Origin of the sequence: Photorhabdus luminescens subsp. luminescens (assembly GCF_001083805.1) — a bacterium.
Lineage (GTDB): Bacteria > Pseudomonadota > Gammaproteobacteria > Enterobacterales > Enterobacteriaceae > Photorhabdus > Photorhabdus luminescens.
The window spans coordinates 287,313-306,351 of the sequence record NZ_JXSK01000007.1 but is presented as its reverse complement, the minus strand read 5'-3'; the positions used below and the strand labels follow the sequence as shown (position 1 = coordinate 306,351).

The following is a 19,039-nucleotide window of genomic DNA, read 5'->3' as shown; positions in this document are numbered from 1 at the left end:
TTTGCTTGTTGGCCAGGGCTGTAACTTGGGTAATCCCTGCCAAATTCAGTACATCTAAATGGTTGACTGGGCAATTCACTACCTTGGCTGTCAGAGTTAGTGATCATCCTTTGGTGAAGCAGTTGTGTACTTTTTATGGTAAACGTTGGTGTCGACTAGTGCAAATTTGAATGGTCTTGAACCATGCAGAACAGTAGAAGAAGTTAGACAACAGTTTGGGAATAAGCTTCCTACATTAAACGGAGATGTTGGAGGTCGAAAAATCCTTCAGAAATTCGGGATGCTTTAACTGGTGAGCTTTATCGTCAAGGATAGGGGAAGAATAAATATGGATCAATTTGCTGTCTTTGGTAATCCTGTTGCGCACAGTAAATCTCCGCGTATCCATCAGTTATTTGCTGGACAAACAGGTATTGAGCATCATTACGGGAAAATTCTAGTACCGATAAGTAAATTTGAAGAGGCATTGGATATATTTCTTAAACAGGGAGGTATAGGAGCCAATATTACTGTGCCATTTAAAGAGCAGGCATTTATTCGGGCAAATGAGTTGACTGAACGAGCAAGACTCAGTGGTGCAGTTAATACCTTGAAATTACTGGATAATAAGCAATTGATTGGTGATAACACTGATGGTATAGGGTTATTAACAGATTTGATACGACTTGGGTTTATTACTCAAGGACAACATATTTTAATCATTGGAGCTGGTGGTGCTGCCAGAGGTGTTTTATTTCCATTATTAGAATTTGGTTGTGAAATTACAATAACAAACCGCACGTTTAGTCGCGCTGTACAGGTTGCTAATGATTTTTCGTCAATAGGTAATATTCGGCCTGTTGAGATGAAAGCACTTAATAATCCTGAGTTTGATCTCATTATCAATGCGACTGCATCTGGTATTAATGGTGAGGTTCCTACCATATCTCCATTCATATTTAATGAAGATTGTGTCTGTTATGACATGTTTTACCAAGCTAATTTGACGCCCTTTATTTTCTTTGCTAAGAAGCATGGTGTTTCTCGTTATGCGGATGGATTAGGGATGTTAGTAGGGCAGGCAGCTCATTCATTTAAATTATGGCATGGCGTGTTGCCTGAAATTGCGCCCGTATTGCTAACATTGGGAACAGGAATTACATTCGTGAATCAATCTATTCAATTTCCTGAGAGAGAAGAGTGGAACGAGCAAAGAGCAGATAGTCATTTTTCCTGCACTGGTAAATGGATTATTGGTTCAATGCGTGATAAGCGCGGAGGATCTTTTATACCGTTATGGAACGAAAGATCATCATCCACTAAGTCTTTTTCGACAAAATCGTTGGGATATAGAAGAGGAATTCGAATTAGTAATTAATAATGAGGATGATGATCGTTTGGGACGTTACATATTACCTTCCTGCAAGTAGTTATTTTTCAAGCTAACGTAGTGGCTTGCTGAATAACATAGCCCTTTTAATTCTTCAGGTTTTAGTTTTCTGACCTGACGGGCAGGGCTGCCAATGTAAAGGTACCCACTTTCTAATACCTTGCCTGGGGCTACTAGGCTGCCTGCTCCAATAATAACGTTATCTTCAATCATTGAACCATCAAGTAGGATGGAGCCCATACCGATGAGTACTTGATTACCGATAGTGCAGCCATGAAGAATAACTTTATGTCCAATCGTGACATCATTCCCACAATTAAAGGGAAACCATCAGGATTGTCTGTTGTTTGTGTGTCACATGTAATATAGAGCCATCTTGAATGTTAGTACGTGCACCAATAGATACATAATTAACGTCCCCACGGATGACGACTAAAGGCCATATACTGACATCATCAGCAAGCCTAACATCACCAATGATTACACTAGATGAGTCTAGCATAACGTTCTGACCAACTTTGGGTTGTGTATCAAGGTAACTGCGTAACGTTTCGGACATGTATACCTCTGATGAGAAGATGGAGATTTACTTTAAATAAGATTTTAGTGAGGAAAATACCAGTATGCAATGAAAGAAACTTGCTGAATTGAGCTATTCTGGTTTGAATTTCGCTCAAAAAGAACAAGGATTAGCCTGTTGGTGATGAATGTGAAAAAAAGTATTGTATAAAAATCTGAGCTCCCTATAATGCGCCACCACTGACCGACACAACGCTGATAAACATTGTGAGGTCGGGCAGAGAGAAGTCAATAAGCGCTTGACTCTGCGGGCGAACAGCGTAATATACGCAGCCCGGCTGAACGAGAATGTTAATTTTTATGTCAGCCTGCTCTTTAACAATTAATCAGACAATCTGTGTGGGCACTCACAAGACCGTATCACAAAAAAATATGTTTTAAAGTCTTGAAGAGTGAACAACAGTTAATTCATTACGAACTAACAGTCAGTTTCTTTGAGCATCAAGCTTTCAATTGAAGAGTTTGATCATGGCTCAGATTGAACGCTGGCGGCAGGCCTAACACATGCAAGTCGAGCGGTAACAGGAAAGCGCTTGCGCTTTGCTGACGAGCGGCGGACGGTGAGTAATGTCTGGGGATCTGCCCGAGGGCGGGGGATAACCACTGGAAACGGTGGCTAATACCGCATAATGTCGCGAGACCAAAGTGGGGACCTGAAAGGGCCTCACGCCGTCGGATGAACCCAGATGGGATTAGCTAGTAGGTAGGGTAAAGGCCTACCTAGGCGACGATCCCTAGCTGGTCTGAGAGGATGACCAGCCACACTGGGACTGAGACACGGCCCAGACTCCTACGGGAGGCAGCAGTGGGGAATATTGCACAATGGGCGCAAGCCTGATGCAGCCATGCCGCGTGTATGAAGAAGGCCTTCGGGTTGTAAAGTACTTTCAGCGGGGAGGAAGGGTTCAGCTTGAACAGAGCCGGATTTTGACGTTACCCGCAGAAGAAGCACCGGCTAACTCCGTGCCAGCAGCCGCGGTAATACGGAGGGTGCAAGCGTTAATCGGAATGACTGGGCGTAAAGCGCACGCAGGCGGTCAATTAAGTTAGATGTGAAATCCCCGGGCTCAACCTGGGAATGGCATCTAAGACTGGTTGGCTGGAGTCTCGTAGAGGGGGGTAGAATTCCATGTGTAGCGGTGAAATGCGTAGAGATGTGGAGGAATACCGGTGGCGAAGGCGGCCCCCTGGACGAAGACTGACGCTCAGGTGCGAAAGCGTGGGGAGCAAACAGGATTAGATACCCTGGTAGTCCACGCTGTAAACGATGTCGATTTGGAGGTTGTGGCCTTGAGCTGTGGCTTCCGAAGCTAACGCGTTAAATCGACCGCCTGGGGAGTACGGCCGCAAGGTTAAAACTCAAATGAATTGACGGGGGCCCGCACAAGCGGTGGAGCATGTGGTTTAATTCGATGCAACGCGAAGAACCTTACCTACTCTTGACATCCAGAGAAGACCTCAGAGATGAGGTTGTGCCTTCGGGAGCTCTGAGACAGGTGCTGCATGGCTGTCGTCAGCTCGTGTTGTGAAATGTTGGGTTAAGTCCCGCAACGAGCGCAACCCTTATCCTTTGTTGCCAGCGCGTGAAGGCGGGAACTCAAAGGAGACTGCCGGTGATAAACCGGAGGAAGGTGGGGATGACGTCAAGTCATCATGGCCCTGACGAGTAGGGCTACACACGTGCTACAATGGCGGATACAAAGTGAAGCGACCTCGCGAGAGCAAGCGGAACACACAAAGTCTGTCGTAGTCCGGATTGGAGTCTGCAACTCGACTCCATGAAGTCGGAATCGCTAGTAATCGTAGATCAGCATGCTACGGTGAATACGTTCCCGGGCCTTGTACACACCGCCCGTCACACCATGGGAGTGGGTTGCAAAAGAAGTCGGTAGCTTAACCGCAAGGAGGGCGCTGACCACTTTGTGGCTCATGACTGGGGTGAAGTCGTAACAAGGTAACCGTAGGGGAACCTGCGGTTGGATCACCTCCTTACCTGAGATAGGTTGAGTGCAGTGCTCACACAGATTGTCTGATGAAAGTAAAGTGCAAGCGCGCCTGCGAAGCTGACCATCGGGTCCCCTTCGTCTAGAGGCCTAGGACACCGCCCTTTCACGGCGGTAACAGGGGTTCGAATCCCCTAGGGGACGCCAGCTTGCGAAGATGACGGGTGAAAGGCGTTGTCGTTAAGGTATCTTTAAGCGGATTTTCGGAATCGGTTTAGCGATATAAGCTCTTTAACAATCTGGAACAAGCTGAAAAATTGAAACACTCGATAATATCGCCGAGGTATTATTGAGGAGTCTCTCAAGCTGCACAGTCCGAGACAGTTTCGGGTTGTGAGGTTAAGCGACTAAGCGTACACGGTGGATGCCTAGGCAGTCAGAGGCGATGAAGGACGCGCTAATCTGCGAAAAGCGTCGGTAAGCTGATATGAAGCGATATAGCCGGCGATGTCCGAATGGGGAAACCCAGTGCAATGCGTTGCACTATCATTAACTGAATCCATAGGTTAATGAGGCGAACCGGGGGAACTGAAACATCTCAGTACCCCGAGGAAAAGAAATCAACCGAGATTCCCCCAGTAGCGGCGAGCGAACGGGGAGGAGCCCAGAACCAGCATCAGCCACAGCATCAGAGGAACGGTCTGGAAAGGCCGGCGAGAGAGGGTGACAGCCCCGTACTCGAAGATGGCGTGGTTGTGAGTTCGATGAGTAAGGCGGGACACGAGAAATCCTGTCTGAAGAGGGGGGGACCATCCTCCAAGGCTAAATACTCCTGACTGACCGATAGTGAACCAGTACCGTGAGGGAAAGGCGAAAAGAACCCCGGCGAGGGGAGTGAAAGAGAACCTGAAACCGTGTACGTACAAGCAGTGGGAGCCTTGATGAATCAGGGTGACTGCGTACCTTTTGTATAATGGGTCAGCGACTTATATTCTGTAGCAAGGTTAACCGAATAGGGGAGCCGCAGGGAAACCGAGTCTTAACTGGGCGAAATGAGTTGCAGGGTATAGACCCGAAACCCGGTGAGCTAGCCATGGGCAGGTTGAAGGTTGGGTAACACTAACTGGAGGACCGAACCGACTAATGTTGAAAAATTAGCGAATGACTTGTGGCTGGGGGTGAAAGGCCAATCAAACCGGGAGATAGCTGGTTCTCCCCGAAAGCTATTTAGGTAGCGCCTCGTGAGTTCATCTTCGGGGGTAGAGCACTGTTTCGGCTAGGGGGCCATCCCGGCTTACCAACCCGATGCAAACTGCGAATACCGAAGAATGTCATCACGGGAGACACACGGCGGGTGCTAACGTCCGTCGTGAAGAGGGAAACAACCCAGACCGCCAGCTAAGGTCCCGAAGTCATGGTTAAGTGGGAAACGATGTGGGAAGGCCCAGACAGCCAGGATGTTGGCTTAGAAGCAGCCATCATTGAAAGAAAGCGTAATAGCTCACTGGTCGAGTCGGCCTGCGCGGAAGATGTAACGGGGCTAAACCATGCGCCGAAGCTGCGGCATTCAGAGGACAGATTTCAGAAGACAGAGGACGGAATGATGTCATATGGATTCGAGCAATTGGACGTGTTTAAGAAAGCTTATCGAATTTCGTTAGAAATTCATCAGGTGAGTTTGACATTTCCTCAGTACGAACAATATGGATTAGCGGACCAGGTCGGGCGGGCAAGTAAGGGCATTTGCGCCAACCTTGCCGAGGGCTTTGGTAAGCAGCATTATTCCAAACCCGAGTTCAGGCGTTTCATTAGTATAGCCTTAGGCAGTGCCGATGAGATGCGTGTATGGTTAAGATATTGTCTGGATTTGGGCTATATCAATCGGGTTCAGTGGCAGGAATGGCGCGATGGCTATGAAGAGATAGCGAAAATGCTGACTGGACTGGGGCGGCGTCTGTAAGCTGTATTCTGACGTCTGTTCTCTGAATGGGTAGGGGAGCGTTCTGTAAGCCGTTGAAGGCGGCGCCGTGAGGCCTGCTGGAGGTATCAGAAGTGCGAATGCTGACATAAGTAACGATAAAGCGGGTGAAAAACCCGCTCGCCGGAAGACCAAGGGTTCCTGTCCAACGTTAATCGGGGCAGGGTGAGTCGACCCCTAAGGCGAGGCCGAACGGCGTAGCTGATGGGAAACAGGTTAATATTCCTGTACTGAATGTGACTGCGAAGGGGGGACGGAGAAGGCTAGGCCATCCGGGCGACGGTCGTCCCGGTTTAAGCGTGTAGGTGGGAGGAGCAGGCAAATCCGCTCTTCTTTTAACACTGAGGCGTGATGACGAGCCGCTACGGCGGTGAAGTGGTTGATGCCCGGCTTCCAGGAAAAGCCTCTAAGCATCAGGTGACATTGAATCGTACCCCAAACCGACACAGGTGGTCAGGTAGAGAATACTCAGGCGCTTGAGAGAACTCGGGTGAAGGAACTAGGCAAAATGGTGCCGTAACTTCGGGAGAAGGCACGCTGGCGTTAGGTGAAGGGGTTTGCCCCCGGAGCCGAAGCCAGTCGCAGAGACCAGCTGGCTGCAACTGTTTATTAAAAACACAGCACTGTGCCAACACGTAAGTGGACGTATACGGTGTGACGCCTGCCCGGTGCTGGAAGGTTAATTGATGGGGTTAGCCGTTAAGGCGACGCTCTTGATCGAAGCCCCAGTAAACGGCGGCCGTAACTATAACGGTCCTAAGGTAGCGAAATTCCTTGTCGGGTAAGTTCCGACCTGCACGAATGGCGTAATGATGGCCAGGCTGTCTCCACCCGAGACTCAGTGAAATTGAACTCGCTGTGAAGATGCAGTGTACCCGCGGCAAGACGGAAAGACCCCGTGAACCTTTACTATAGCTTGACACTGAACATGGAGCCTTGATGTGTAGGATAGGTGGGAGGCTTGGAAGTGCGGACGCCAGTCTGCATGGAGCCATCCTTGAAATACCACCCTTGAATGCTCGATGTTCTCACTCAGGCCCGTCATCCGGGCCGAGGACAGTGTCTGGCGGGTAGTTTGACTGGGGCGGTCTCCTCCCAAAGCGTAACGGAGGAGCACGAAGGTTGGCTAATCACGGTCGGACATCGTGAGGTTAGTGCAAAGGCATAAGCCAGCTTAACTGCGAGAGTGACGGCTCGAGCAGGTACGAAAGTAGGTCTTAGTGATCCGGTGGTTCTGAATGGAAGGGCCATCGCTCAACGGATAAAAGGTACTCCGGGGATAACAGGCTGATACCGCCCAAGAGTTCATATCGACGGCGGTGTTTGGCACCTCGATGTCGGCTCATCACATCCTGGGGCTGAAGTAGGTCCCAAGGGTATGGCTGTTCGCCATTTAAAGTGGTACGCGAGCTGGGTTTAGAACGTCGTGAGACAGTTCGGTCCCTATCTGCCGTGGGCGCAGGAAGATTGAAAGGGGCTGCTCCTAGTACGAGAGGACCGGAGTGGACGCACCGCTGGTGTACGGGTTGTCATGCCAATGGCATAGCCCGGTAGCTAAGTGCGGGAGAGATAACCGCTGAAAGCATCTAAGCGGGAAACTTGCCTTGAGATGAGTCTTCCCTTGACTTTAAGGTCACGGAAGGAACGTTTAAGACGAAGACGTGGATAGGCTGGGTGTGTAAGTGCAGCGATGCATTGAGCTGACCAGTACTAATGAACCGAGAGGCTTAACCTTACAACGCCGAAGGTGTTTTGGTGTCAGAAGACAGCGGACAGCGGTCAGAAGACGGAAGAGAGATGAATTTCAGCTTGTTCAGAGATTGAACCGGGCGGTTGTGGAGAAGCAACGGCCGGGATAAAACGGAATATGCCTGGCGGCGATAGCGCGGCGGTCCCACCTGACCCCATGCCGAACTCAGCAGTGAAACGCCGTAGCGCCGATGGTAGTGTGGGGTCTCCCCATGTGAGAGTAGGGAACTGCCAGGCTTTAACTTTAGCTTTATGTGATGGAAACAGTGACATAAGGCACAATGGTAGAGAGTAGGACAACTCCGTCGGGAACGGAGTTGAACGTCGCGAGTCGCGACGGCCCGAAGGGCGAACGGCAGGAAAGCTGTTCGTCAACTGCCAAAATCTATAAAGTTGTCATACTGCCTGCTTAATAGCGGGCAGTTTTGTATTTAGCGGTACATCGTTGTTTCCCTCTGATTGGAATTTGCCTTGGGTAAAGTTTTTTCCACACTTCTTAGATGAGATAAGTTGTTCTTCTTCCCGGAATCGTTGAAATTTCTTTGGAATTTTATCTCATACATTGTAAAAAAACTTTGCTTCAATGAATCGCAGTGCATTTAATGGGACTAGAGTTTACATCATGAGCTAGTGCCGTAAATATTATCGCTAAATGAACCAAATTATAGGGAATAGGGTTGGTTCGTTACTTTTAATGAATGCCTTCAACACTTTGATGATTAAGTGTATGCTCATGATTTAATTGCCTATGCTTTATCTCCCCGTAGCTGAGTTCAACTTTTCAATGTTCCCAATAGATTTTTAAAATCTGGTCGAGAGGAGAGTTTCAGAACGAATCGGTGAAGTGATAAATCTTTTTATGTCCTATTTTCGTGTTGATGAACAGGTTATTTTCAATATTGGTTTTGAGCACTTTATAACGTAGCTTTTTCTTAATTGGTATAGGTCAACGAGAGTTCTCTCCTAATTGTATTGTATGCCGACTTGTAATTAAGCTAATAACGTAGTTCATATCAACCTTGAGCTAGTATTGAATGATTAAACCTTAATTTCGTCTGGACATTTCTCCTAAGCTGACTTAATGTCTTTGCCTCTTTGGTAATTCTCAAGCTCTTAATCATTGTCATAGCTTGGTTCTTGCTGATTGTGGTGGTGCATTGCCTCTCAATTATTCGGTAATAAATTTCCCTGGTTAACAAAAAACCATGTCTTATATCTTCACTCTAAAGGATAAGGTTTTACGGTACATTGAATAAATTGGGGTTACAGTTTCACTACCAGACCGAGTTTTAAAAAATGTATCTTTATAGTGTATAAGTGTGTCATAACACTGCGTTTATTATCTTAAACTTTACTAATTCTATATTGCATTGAAATATGAAGAAAAAACGCCCTATTTTACAAGATGTTGCTGATCGTGTTGGTGTAACTAAAATGACGGTAAGTCGTTTTTTGCGTAATCCTGATCAAGTTTCTGAGCAATTGCGAAAGAAGATAGCGGATGCTTTAGATGAGTTAGGATATATTCCAAATAAAGTGCCGGATATTCTTTCTAATTCTACTAGTCATGCTATTGGTATTTTGTTGCCTTCTTTGACTAACCAAGTTTTTGCGGAGGTTATTCGTGGTATCGAATATGTGACGGATAACTATGGCTATCAAACTATGTTGGCTCACTATAGCTATCGTTCAGAAAAGGAAGAAGAGCGTTTGATTTCTTTACTGTCCTATAATATTGATGGTTTGATTCTTTCAGAACGTACTCATACTCCACGAACTTTGAAGATGTTGGAAACGGCTGGTATCCCTGTTGTTGAGCTAATGGATTGTATTTCTCCTTGTTTTGATACGGCAGTTGGTATTGATAACTTTGAAGCAGCTCGGCAAATGACAATGGCAATGATTGAGCGTGGTTGCCGACGGGTGATTTATCTTGGTGCAAGACAAGATGAAAGGACAATTATTCGTCTAGAGGGCTATGAAGCCGCAATGGAAAATGCGGGGTTAAAGCCAGGTAAGATAATGACGCCAGACAGCTCTTCTTACACATTAGGAGGGCAATTACTGAATGAAGCACGAGCAAAATATCCTGGTGTTGATGGTCTATTTTGCACTAACGATGATCTCGCTATCGGCGCAATTTTTGAGTGCCAACGTCAAGGGATAGCTGTACCACATGATATTGCAATAGCTGGCTTTCATGGCCATGATGTTGGTCAGGCGATGACACCAAAACTTGCCAGTGTATTGACGTCTCGTGACTTAATGGGGCGGAAGGCTGCTGAATTATTAATGGCTCGGCTGAGGGGCGAACATTTACCGCAAAAAATGATTGATATCGGTTTTCGATTATCCTTGGGAGAGAGTATCTAATCGGTCTGATGGATTTGCATTTTTTAAGCTCATTTGTGATAAATATCACATTTATATTTCCTGAATATTCCGTGTTGTTGCTAATTTCATCTCTACTTCTGATAATGTTACCGATAACAGTTACCGGTAACATTTTGTGGATAAAATATCTACGTTGAGGAGTTTATATGAGCGATACCCAGCATTCGAATCATGTTTTTGTGCTTATGGGGGTATCCGGTAGTGGTAAATCTGCTGTTGCCAGTGCTGCGGCCTATAAATTGGATTCTGCTTTTTTAGATGGTGATTTTTTACACCCAAGATCTAACATTAATAAGATGGCTGAAGGCTATGCATTAAATGATGAAGATCGTGAGCCTTGGTTGAAATCACTTAACCATGCAATTTTTGCTATGCAACGCACAAACCCGGTTTCCCTGATTGTTTGTTCTGCTTTAAAAAAGCATTACCGGGATATACTGCGTGATAATAATAAGAATCTATCATTTCTTTATATGAAAGGTGACTTTGATTTAATTGAAAGTCGATTAAGGGCACGTAAAGATCATTTTTTCAAACCTCAAATGTTGGTATCTCAGTTTGAGGCATTAGAAGAACCGGGGAGTGATGAACAGGATGTTTATCTAGTTGACATTAGATCATCTCTTGATGAAGTGATAAATCACTCGATAAGAATAATTAATAGTGTCATTTCAGGGGAAAAATAATGAGTACTTTAACCTTAGTGCTGACTGCGGTGGGTTCTGTTCTCTTGCTATTGTTTCTGGTGATGAAAGTCAGAATACACGCTTTTGTTGCGTTAATACTGGTTTCTATGGGAGCGGGTGTTTTTTCTGGTATGCCACTGGATAAAATTGCTGAAACAATGCAAGAAGGAATGGGAGGAACGTTAGGATTTCTGGCTATTGTTGTCGCACTGGGGGCGATGTTTGGTAAAGTTCTGCATGAAACAGGCGCACTGGATCAGATTGCGGTTAAATTACTAAATAGTTTTGGTGAAAAGAATGCTCATTATTCATTGGGGATTGCTGGCCTGGTTTGTGCTTTGCCGTTGTTCTTTGATGTAGCGATTGTTTTATTGATTGGTGTGGCGTTTGCAGTAGCGCGTCGTACTGGCGGTAATGTAGTGAAGCTGGTTATTCCTCTGTTTGCTGGTGTTGCAGCCGCCGCAGCGTTTTTGCTACCTGGTCCAGCACCGATGTTGTTGGCTTCACAGATGAATGCTGATTTTGGCTGGATGATCTTAATCGGTATCAGTGCAGCGATTCCTGGGATGTTACTGGCGGGGCCAATCTTCGGTAGTTTTATCAGTAAGTATGTCACTTTGGATTTACCCACGGATATAAATGAGCCAAGCCTTGGTCAAGGTAAAATGCCATCTTTTGGTTTGAGTTTGTCATTGGTTTTATTCCCTTTGGCTTTGGTTGGACTAAAGGCTATTGGTGAGAATTTTGTTGAACAAGGTTCTGAATTATATCAGTGGCTTGAATTTATCGGTCATCCATTTTCTGCGATTTTGGTTGCTTGTTTGATTGCTATTTATGGTTTGGCGATTCGCCGTGGGATGAGTAAAGAAAAGGTGATGGATATTTGTTCTTCGGCTATTCAACCGGCTGGCATTATTTTATTGGTGACGGGGGCTGGCGGCGTATTCAAACAAGTATTAGTGGATTCTGGTGTTGGTCCTGCTTTGGGAAATGCGTTGATTGGGGCAGGGTTACCTATTGCATTAGCGTGTTTCATCCTTGCAGGTACAGTACGTATTATTCAAGGCTCTGCAACCGTTGCTTGTTTGACAACTGTTGGTCTGATTTTGCCAGTTGTTGATCTTTTAGGATATTCTGGCGCCCAGCTTGCGGCCCTTTCAATCTGTATTGCAGGTGGTTCTTTGGTATTGAGCCATGTCAATGATTCAGGTTTTTGGTTATTTGGTAAATTTACTGGTGCAACAGAATCTCAGACACTGAAAACTTGGTCGATTATGGAAACTATTCTTGGAACAACAGGCGCCGTTGTGGGGATGATTTTCTTTGCTGTGATGTAATTCTTCTGCCATCTTAATAACTAAAATTTAAAGTGCTTTTCTCGGCGTTAAGTGATGCCGCCTTCTGTAGAAGGCGGGCAATAAGCCAACTATGCAGATGATTAATAAAGCTAAAATAGCGTTCTTGCCAATGGATGGCGATTGCACCAGCGATCTTTATAGGCGAGAGAAGGTCTACCAATAGAATAGCGCATAATTTTTTGCTGCTGCTGGCAGAGCTCAGAAGCATTCTGAATATTTAACCACATGAGAATACTGCCAACACTGAGATTGGAATATTCAGGGTCGAGTCCGCCGTCTACTGCATCAAATGAAATCCATTGGGGACTGTCTGCTTTTATGACTAAATCGTAGGCTACTGGGGCACCATTGATAGTTAATACATTTCCGTACAGATGTTGTTTGAGTTCGGTATATAATTCAGTTAATTTTTCTTTCTCTTCTTCATTGTGTGTTTTATATGTCCAGCGTTTTTCGTACAGTGTAGTGTAAATATCGATGAACTCTTGGCAGGTAAAATCGTTAATTTGATGTATTTCCCCACCAGAACGCTTAAATTTGTTAATTTCATTACTTCGATTTCTTCTTGTTTTATAAGAAAAATTTTCTTTAGCAAGACAGACTGTTCGCTTGTTTAACCGACCATAAAAAACGTTGATAAAATTTTCTTTGTGCAGGAGCGATATGGTTTTAGCCTTCCCTGGGATGATAGTTTTTAGGTGTTTGGCGATAGGAAAGATAATTTCATCATAGGTGAAGAAGTGATAGTCCTTTTGGTGACTTGCTGCCAGATGATGATCCTTACATGTAAAGTATGCCCCTTCGATAACGTTTTCTATTTGTGGATTTTCTTTGACGTAAAAGATAAAGTTATTGCCAAATTTTTCATTTAAAAAACGTACAATATCTGGATGAGTAGATATTCCGCCACCATAGAGAGAATACGCTTGTTGGTAACGTTCGAAACTACATTCTTTCCAGCCGGAGATGAGCCTTTTTATAGAGCTGAGAGGATACTTTTTTGGAAAAATCATATTTTAAATACTCTTTTTAACGCTATGTTTTACACATGGTATAAACTTATTTTTCAACGTATTAAATACAACAAAAAAGATGATTTGTCTTTATTAAATGGGTTTCTTGTGAGCTTATACATATTGTAAATCTAAGATTATAAGTTTAAATTTTCTGCACTAAAAACAAGATAAGTATTTAGTACTATTCCCAGCCAAGCTTTCTTGTTGCTTATTGATCGAGAATATTTATTAATTGTTGATATAAAGCTTCAGCACTGCGTTCATAACCTGCGGCTGAAAGGTGAACGTAATCAGGACGAGCAAGATCTTGTCGTGCCCAGCGCCTAATTGAGCATTTGCCACCCATATATTCACGCCAGTTCCAGAATAGTGTGTGCTGATCTTGAGCGACTTTTTGTTGAATATGGATAATATTATCCAACATTGTTGGTTGTGGTGCTGTACAACTTGTAAGTTGGTTGTTTTTCAAAGAATCACCCGGCCCAATGATAAGGATAACTGCTTGTGGCAATTGATGACGAATCTGTTTTATCTTGGTTTCCAATTGTTGGCGATAGCTTGGTAAATCAAGCGAATAATTAAATGCCTCATTTGTGCCATAAGCGAGGATCACCATATCAGGGTGCATTTGAACTAATGTATCAATCCATTCTGGTTGCCACTTATCCATCATATTAATAGTTGCACCATTAATACCCAAGGCAGATAACATAATACCTGGTTGTTTACGTTTGATAAACCAGCCGCCTAATTTTAACTGATTATTTTGTATCGCCATAATATTAACTGGGAATGTAACTGATTCTTCAGTAGAAAATTGCCAGTGACCGTGGGTTGCCGGTAATTTCAGTATTCGTTTGGTTGCAGATTGAACCAGAATCTGAGTATCACCCGATGCTTGGTATAACGTCTTGAGTTGATAGCGATCATGGGATGGTGTAAACAGTCTTAGAATTAACTGACTTATTTGGCTATCGGGTTCTGCAATTACACCGCCGAGAGGAAAATCAGGACGATTATCTTTGCGGCTGGTCGTGAATTTCCATTGCTGTTTATCTCCGGTCATACTGATTATTGCGTTACGTTGACCAGGCACATTAATTGGGTTAACAAAACCAATCCCTGCATCGCCAAAACGTTGTTGCAATAAAGAGCGAAGCTTGCCAGTAAAAAAGTCTGCGGCGGTATGAGAATCTCCTATCTGAACAAAATGCAGTTGATTATGACCACTGTTATGCAGTTTATTTGCCAGTAGGGCTAAATTCGGTTCACCAAAGTCTATTAGCTGTTGGTTTTTTGCAGGTTGTTGTATTGGCAGTGGCTCTGGTGTTTGTTTATGGCACGATATCAAACTTAAAGAGAGTATGATGACCAAGCCAATGCGGACAGATTGGTATTGCCGACGGAATTGTTTAACTATTTCCATTTTATTTGGTTCCATTTTGTTTGGTTCCATTTTGTTTGGCAGGTTCCTGAATAAATTTAATCAATGAAAATAGGTTGTCTGAGATAGTTTGCTGGCCTTTCAAGCTAAAGTGTATGCCATCACCGCTTCTGAGTTTAATTTTGTTACTATTGTCGCCAATATAATCGGAATAATCATTTGCATGATATTTAAAAATATCATTAACCGAAACGTAGATTTCTCCGGCTTTCGTGACTTCCGATCGATACAAGGAGCTAAGATATTCCATGCTGGTGGAAAGTTTTTTCTGCCGCATATTGGGAGGACCAACCCAGATAATATCAGCACCGTGGTTACGAGTTTCAGTAAGGATTGTGTCGATACGTTGGCGATAGAGGTTTTCCCAATCGGGATTGGCGAATTTCAGGTAGATGTTTCCATGTTTTGGCGGCATATCCCAGGGATCATTTGGCCCTAAAAAAATAATAACTAGCTTGATATCATGGTTGGCTTCTAGTGTTTTATTGATAGTTTCCGGCCAGTTAAAAAAACTGGGATAAGCAAGCCCAGTACTTTGTTTGCTGAGATTAATACTTGAAATACCGTAATCTTGATAGAGCCGACGTTTCAGATGGGGAGCGATACCCTGCATCATTGAATCTCCAGCAAACAGCACTTTATCTTTGGCTGTTAATGTCACGTTAGTTTTAGCGATAACCATACTGGAGGAAACGTTATTCCTTGAATTATGAGGTATTGATGAATTGACAGGATTAGAATGGGGAGATTGCTGTAATAATTCAGGGAAAGTTGCAGGCAGATTTGTAACCGGAGAGGGATAACCACTCAGAAGTTTTAGCCCGATCTGAAAATCCGTAGGTAGTGTGATATTAGCTTCCTGGGGAGTTTGCTGGCGGCTGCCACTGTTATTGTCGGTAATACGTAACATGAAAGCTTCCCCCGCAGCGAGTACGCTTTGTTCCAGGTTATCACCGAAATCCCAGAGCGGATAACCTTGTAGAGTTGCCCAAAGACTTTGTTGGTGATATTCCTGCTGCCAGAATCTATCCAGTGAACGATGATTTAGCCAGATTAACAGTACGCTAGTTAATATTACGATAAAAATGGCTTGCCCGGCTGTTTTTAAATTGGCTCTGAATTCAGAAATTGGCATAAATGAATCCTGGTATTCCTTGTGGTGAAAGCATAAATACCAAAGTCAGAATAATCGCTAATGGTATTGGGTAGTATATCCATGAAATTTGAGAATGTATTTTCTCAGTCCTTATTTTTAGATTAATCAACCACGGATAAATAATAAAAAGTCCCCAGAACATCAATAACAATCCACTATTGGCTATTATCGGGTGAAATAAGTTTAATGATATCAATTGATTTAACAATATTAGTGCATCATCTAGAGTAGGACAACGGAAGAAAACCCATGCTAGACAGACAAAGTGGAAAGTGATAATTCTGGATAAAAATAGGATGACTGGATTTTGGCGAGTATTTTGATTTTTTTTGTCAATTGAGGAAAATAACTGATATTTAATATTGAGGATTATTAACCCCAATCCATGAATAGCTCCCCAGATCATGAAGTTAATTCCGGCTCCATGCCATAACCCAGAGATTACCATAGCGGCAAATAAATTAAGATTTTTACGTATAAATCCTTTCTTATTACCGCCAAAAGGAATATAGACATAATCACGGATAAATTCGGATAAACTGATATGCCAACGGCGCCAGAAGGCTTGTAAATTTTCAGCCAGATAAGGAGCATTGAAGTTTTTAGGTACCCTGAAACCAAGGAGTAGTGCTAATCCGGTAACAAGGTTAGTATAACCAGAAAAATTAAAATAGATATGCCATGCATAGGCATAGATACCAACTAGAATTTGTCCCGCATTATAGCTGGCAGGATCATCAAAAACTGGATTGACATAATTTTCGGATAAATAAGAGCTAAACAAGAATAGCTTGGTTATCGCCAGTGCAATGAGTAATATGGCTTTTGATGGTTCAAGGATGACTCTTGATGAAATCTCGATTTGAGGCAGGAAATCTTTAGCTCGGTTGATTGGCCCGGCAACAATGCTTGGAAAAAAGCATAGGTATAAAGCGACATCAGGAAATGATGCTTTGGGCATTTCTTTTCTTGTAACAGCAACGACATAGCTGACGGAATGAAATACATAGAAAGATAAGCCTAAAGGGACGAGTAGTGTCAGTACAGGTAAATCTATGGACAAGCCAAATTTGGCAAATGCTTGTTGAAGGCTTTCCTGAAAGAAAGAATAATATTTAAATAGAGTAAAACATCCCAGAATACCTATTGTTAGGATAGTAAAGGTGATGCGATTGGATAGAAATTTGCTGGCTATGTTTGTTAAAAAATAAATAAACAACGTATAGCCAAATAGGATGCCAGCGAAAAGCGGATTAAAGGAAAAGACAAACAGATAGCTTGCGATTATCAGCAGATAGTTTTGTGCCTTCACATTTTTTTGTAGCATCCAATACAAGAGAAAGAAAGCAACAAAGGAACCAAGAAACTCAAAAGAAAAGAAATTCATATTAAACTCTGGTCAATCATTTTATCTTAATATGGGATAATATTGAGTGATATTATAATATCTAGCCTAAACATTCTATCAACGAAAAGAACAAACTGGTGGACATAAGAAAATCATCCGTTCCATAGTTGGTCATAGCAACGGATGATATTGGTATTTAGCACAAAATATTCATGATAATGGTTTACTTTAAGCTCTTAGTCATGATCGTTTTTAGCTAACTTTTGCGCTTGAGTAATAAGCCCTTTATTGCTGTTAAATACTTTGTGCAGGTAGTTGTTGTAAGTTGAACCCAATTGCGAATACCCTTCAAGATTATCAATCAATTTGCTGGTATTTAGTGATTCTTGAAGGCTTCTCTGCTTAGCGCGTGAAACACGTAATGATTCATAAGCGTTATGAGTATTCATATTTTTCATATAGGATTCGACAGAATCATTGATGGTCGGGTAAGAGAAATAACCTTTTATTTTACCTTGGGTTTTCTTACAGTTGTTACCGCAACGCATACCGAACAAATTGTTATTCTGTTGTGCAAGTTTAGATGTTCCCCAGCCAGATTCTGTTGCGGCCTGAGTGGCGACAAAATGGGTCGGGATGATATCAACACGACTTAGTAGCTTGTTCCAGTTAACTTTTTTGGGCGAGCTGCTACAGCTCACGTCGTAGTTTTTGCAAATTTGGTGCAGGCGCTTGGTATCCTGTATGGACCAATGCTTGGCATGTTGGTGTTCCAATAGCCATTTCCGTTCCTGCATAATTTGTTGATTGTGTTTATCAATCACAGGGACAACAACATTTAAAAACGCTTTCTTACGTGGGGTGCCCGAAGGGTATTTTCGCAAATCCGGCAAACTGTTTTGCATGTCATTGTGAGAATACTCTATGCTTTTAGCGGTGCTGGTTGAGGCGTGACTAAAAGCGGAAAACAATAGTGAGATAAAGAAAGCGAAGATGGCAGTTGTCCTCATCGTTTGAGAGGGCATTGCTTTTCCTCGTTTGTTCTGAATAAAAAACAAGCTGATGTTAGCAAAATAAATCCACCATAGCCAGAGTTATTAGCGATTCATAAATATATTTTCTGTAATAAAAATTATTATTTTGCTAGTTTGTTTTGTGGTTTTTTATTAATTTATATATGGTTATGTGCTGTTTGTGTACAAAATATTACCTGTCTGGGTTGAATTATTCATCAGATATAGTCATGATTTTTTAGTTAATTGTGTGCCTGTAAGTCGCTTTCTCAACAGAGAAGTGATTTGTAAACCAGCTAGTATAATATCGAAAGTGATTTAACTTAGTTTTATATAGTACTGTTAATTATAGTATTGCTAATCGTAAGAACACCGCGGCGAGTAATAAACTAATTGATATTAATATTGCCGTTATAAGAATAAGTATCATTTTCATAAAAAGGTAACCTGTTACCGAAATGGTCTCTTTCCTCTGTGAGTTAAAATTAAGTCGTATCTGTCAGGATTAATCTAATCTTGTAATATATCTATTGTTATTGGTGCGGTGCAGGATATTCGATATGGTTCTAAATGTTAAGTTAAAATAAGTAACAATGTGTTACAAATATTTACTCCGGGTGATATTGTTAGGGTGTAATAATGGAGGTGTATATAAGAATAAAAAAAATTTAATAATTTATTTGTTGATAATATAAAAATTTATCTTTCTATTTTTATATTAAAGGTGTTTTTTGGGAGTGAGAATTATATTTTTATTATGTTGGGTTCAATTGTTTCTTACATTTTTGTATTACGTTTAATTATATCGATTACTCTGGTTTTTATTTAGGTTTTATTATTATGTTGTTGATTTAAATGGGGTATTTTCATTGTTAATCAATGCAGATTGAGTGTTTTTATATATTTTAAATTTTCTTTTTATATTGTTTTTTGTCGTATTTTTTCATTGAAATATATTTTTATTTCTGGTTAATTGTTGTTTTTATTTATTTTTTAATAAGGTTTT

Annotated in this window: 9 protein-coding genes, 1 tRNA gene, 3 rRNA genes and 3 pseudogenes; 10 read left to right on the top strand and 6 right to left on the bottom strand. The window is 42.5% G+C overall.

The genetic code is table 11. From position 1 onward, the window contains the following. From TI10_RS24105 to TI10_RS24100, 3 genes and pseudogenes are all read left to right on the top strand, one after another. Positions 1–315 (top strand): annotated as a pseudogene (locus tag TI10_RS24105) (Sua5/YciO/YrdC/YwlC family protein); the annotation flags it as partial. A gap of 13 nt (positions 316–328) precedes the next feature. After that, positions 329–1,148: pseudogene (gene aroE, locus TI10_RS16975) on the top strand (shikimate dehydrogenase). Between the two features lie 84 nt (positions 1,149–1,232). Next, a complete protein-coding gene (locus tag TI10_RS24100; protein WP_336431733.1) occupies positions 1,233–1,409 on the top strand; it encodes a DUF1488 family protein in 177 nt (58 codons plus the stop codon). On the opposite strand, the pseudogene TI10_RS16970 reads toward TI10_RS24100, so the two are convergent. Further along, positions 1,385–1,928 (bottom strand): annotated as a pseudogene (locus TI10_RS16970) (gamma carbonic anhydrase family protein). The gene TI10_RS24100 and the pseudogene TI10_RS16970 overlap by 25 nt on opposite strands. 470 nt (positions 1,929–2,398) lie before the next feature. Between TI10_RS16970 and TI10_RS16965 the strand changes: the two are divergent. The 7 genes from TI10_RS16965 to gntU all read left to right on the top strand — a co-directional run bounded on the left by TI10_RS16965 (position 2,399) and on the right by gntU (position 12,035). Then, a 16S ribosomal RNA gene (locus TI10_RS16965) occupies positions 2,399–3,940 on the top strand. Between the two features lie 82 nt (positions 3,941–4,022). Further along, positions 4,023–4,098, top strand: a tRNA-Glu gene (locus TI10_RS16960). Positions 4,099–4,288: 190 nt separating this feature from the next. Then, positions 4,289–7,604: ribosomal RNA gene (locus TI10_RS16955) — 23S ribosomal RNA — on the top strand. Positions 7,605–7,739: 135 nt separating this feature from the next. Continuing rightward, positions 7,740–7,855, top strand: a 5S ribosomal RNA gene (rrf, locus tag TI10_RS16950). Together the 16S, 23S and 5S rRNA genes with 1 tRNA gene alongside form the textbook arrangement of a ribosomal RNA operon. 1,140 nt (positions 7,856–8,995) lie before the next feature. Then, positions 8,996–9,991, top strand: a complete 996-nt coding sequence (gene gntR, locus TI10_RS16945; RefSeq protein WP_049584564.1) for a gluconate operon transcriptional repressor GntR — start codon at positions 8,996–8,998, stop codon at positions 9,989–9,991. A 167-nt stretch (positions 9,992–10,158) separates the two neighbouring features. After that, positions 10,159–10,698: a gluconokinase gene (gntK, locus tag TI10_RS16940; protein ID WP_049584563.1), complete on the top strand. Its 540-nt coding sequence runs from the start codon at positions 10,159–10,161 to the stop codon at positions 10,696–10,698. Beyond that, entirely contained in the window at positions 10,698–12,035 is a 1,338-nt protein-coding gene (gntU, locus tag TI10_RS16935) for a gluconate transporter (RefSeq protein WP_049584562.1), read from the top strand. The genes gntK and gntU overlap by 1 nt, the downstream gene beginning before the upstream one ends. 110 nt (positions 12,036–12,145) lie before the next feature. Here gntU and TI10_RS16930 read toward each other — a convergent pair whose 3' ends face one another. From TI10_RS16930 to TI10_RS16910, 5 genes are all read right to left on the bottom strand, one after another. Continuing rightward, the gene (locus TI10_RS16930; RefSeq protein ID WP_049584561.1) at positions 12,146–13,069 is read right to left on the bottom strand and encodes a GNAT family N-acetyltransferase; all 924 of its coding nucleotides are present in this window, start codon (positions 13,067–13,069) and stop codon (positions 12,146–12,148) included. 211 nt (positions 13,070–13,280) lie between these two features. Further along, complete coding sequence (locus TI10_RS16925; protein ID WP_049584591.1) at positions 13,281–14,498, bottom strand: SGNH/GDSL hydrolase family protein; 1,218 nt, start codon at positions 14,496–14,498, stop codon at positions 13,281–13,283. 1 nt (position 14,499) lies between these two features. Then, on the bottom strand, positions 14,500–15,651 hold the full coding sequence (locus TI10_RS16920; RefSeq protein WP_049584560.1) for an SGNH/GDSL hydrolase family protein: 1,152 nt from the start codon (positions 15,649–15,651) through the stop codon (positions 14,500–14,502). Next, positions 15,638–17,059: an MBOAT family O-acyltransferase gene (locus tag TI10_RS16915; RefSeq protein ID WP_049584559.1), complete on the bottom strand. Its 1,422-nt coding sequence runs from the start codon at positions 17,057–17,059 to the stop codon at positions 15,638–15,640. The genes TI10_RS16920 and TI10_RS16915 overlap by 14 nt, the downstream gene beginning before the upstream one ends. Before the next feature lie 197 nt (positions 17,060–17,256). Continuing rightward, complete coding sequence (locus TI10_RS16910) at positions 17,257–18,045, bottom strand: protein bax (RefSeq protein ID WP_049584558.1); 789 nt, start codon at positions 18,043–18,045, stop codon at positions 17,257–17,259. Positions 18,046–19,039 lie beyond the last annotated feature (994 nt).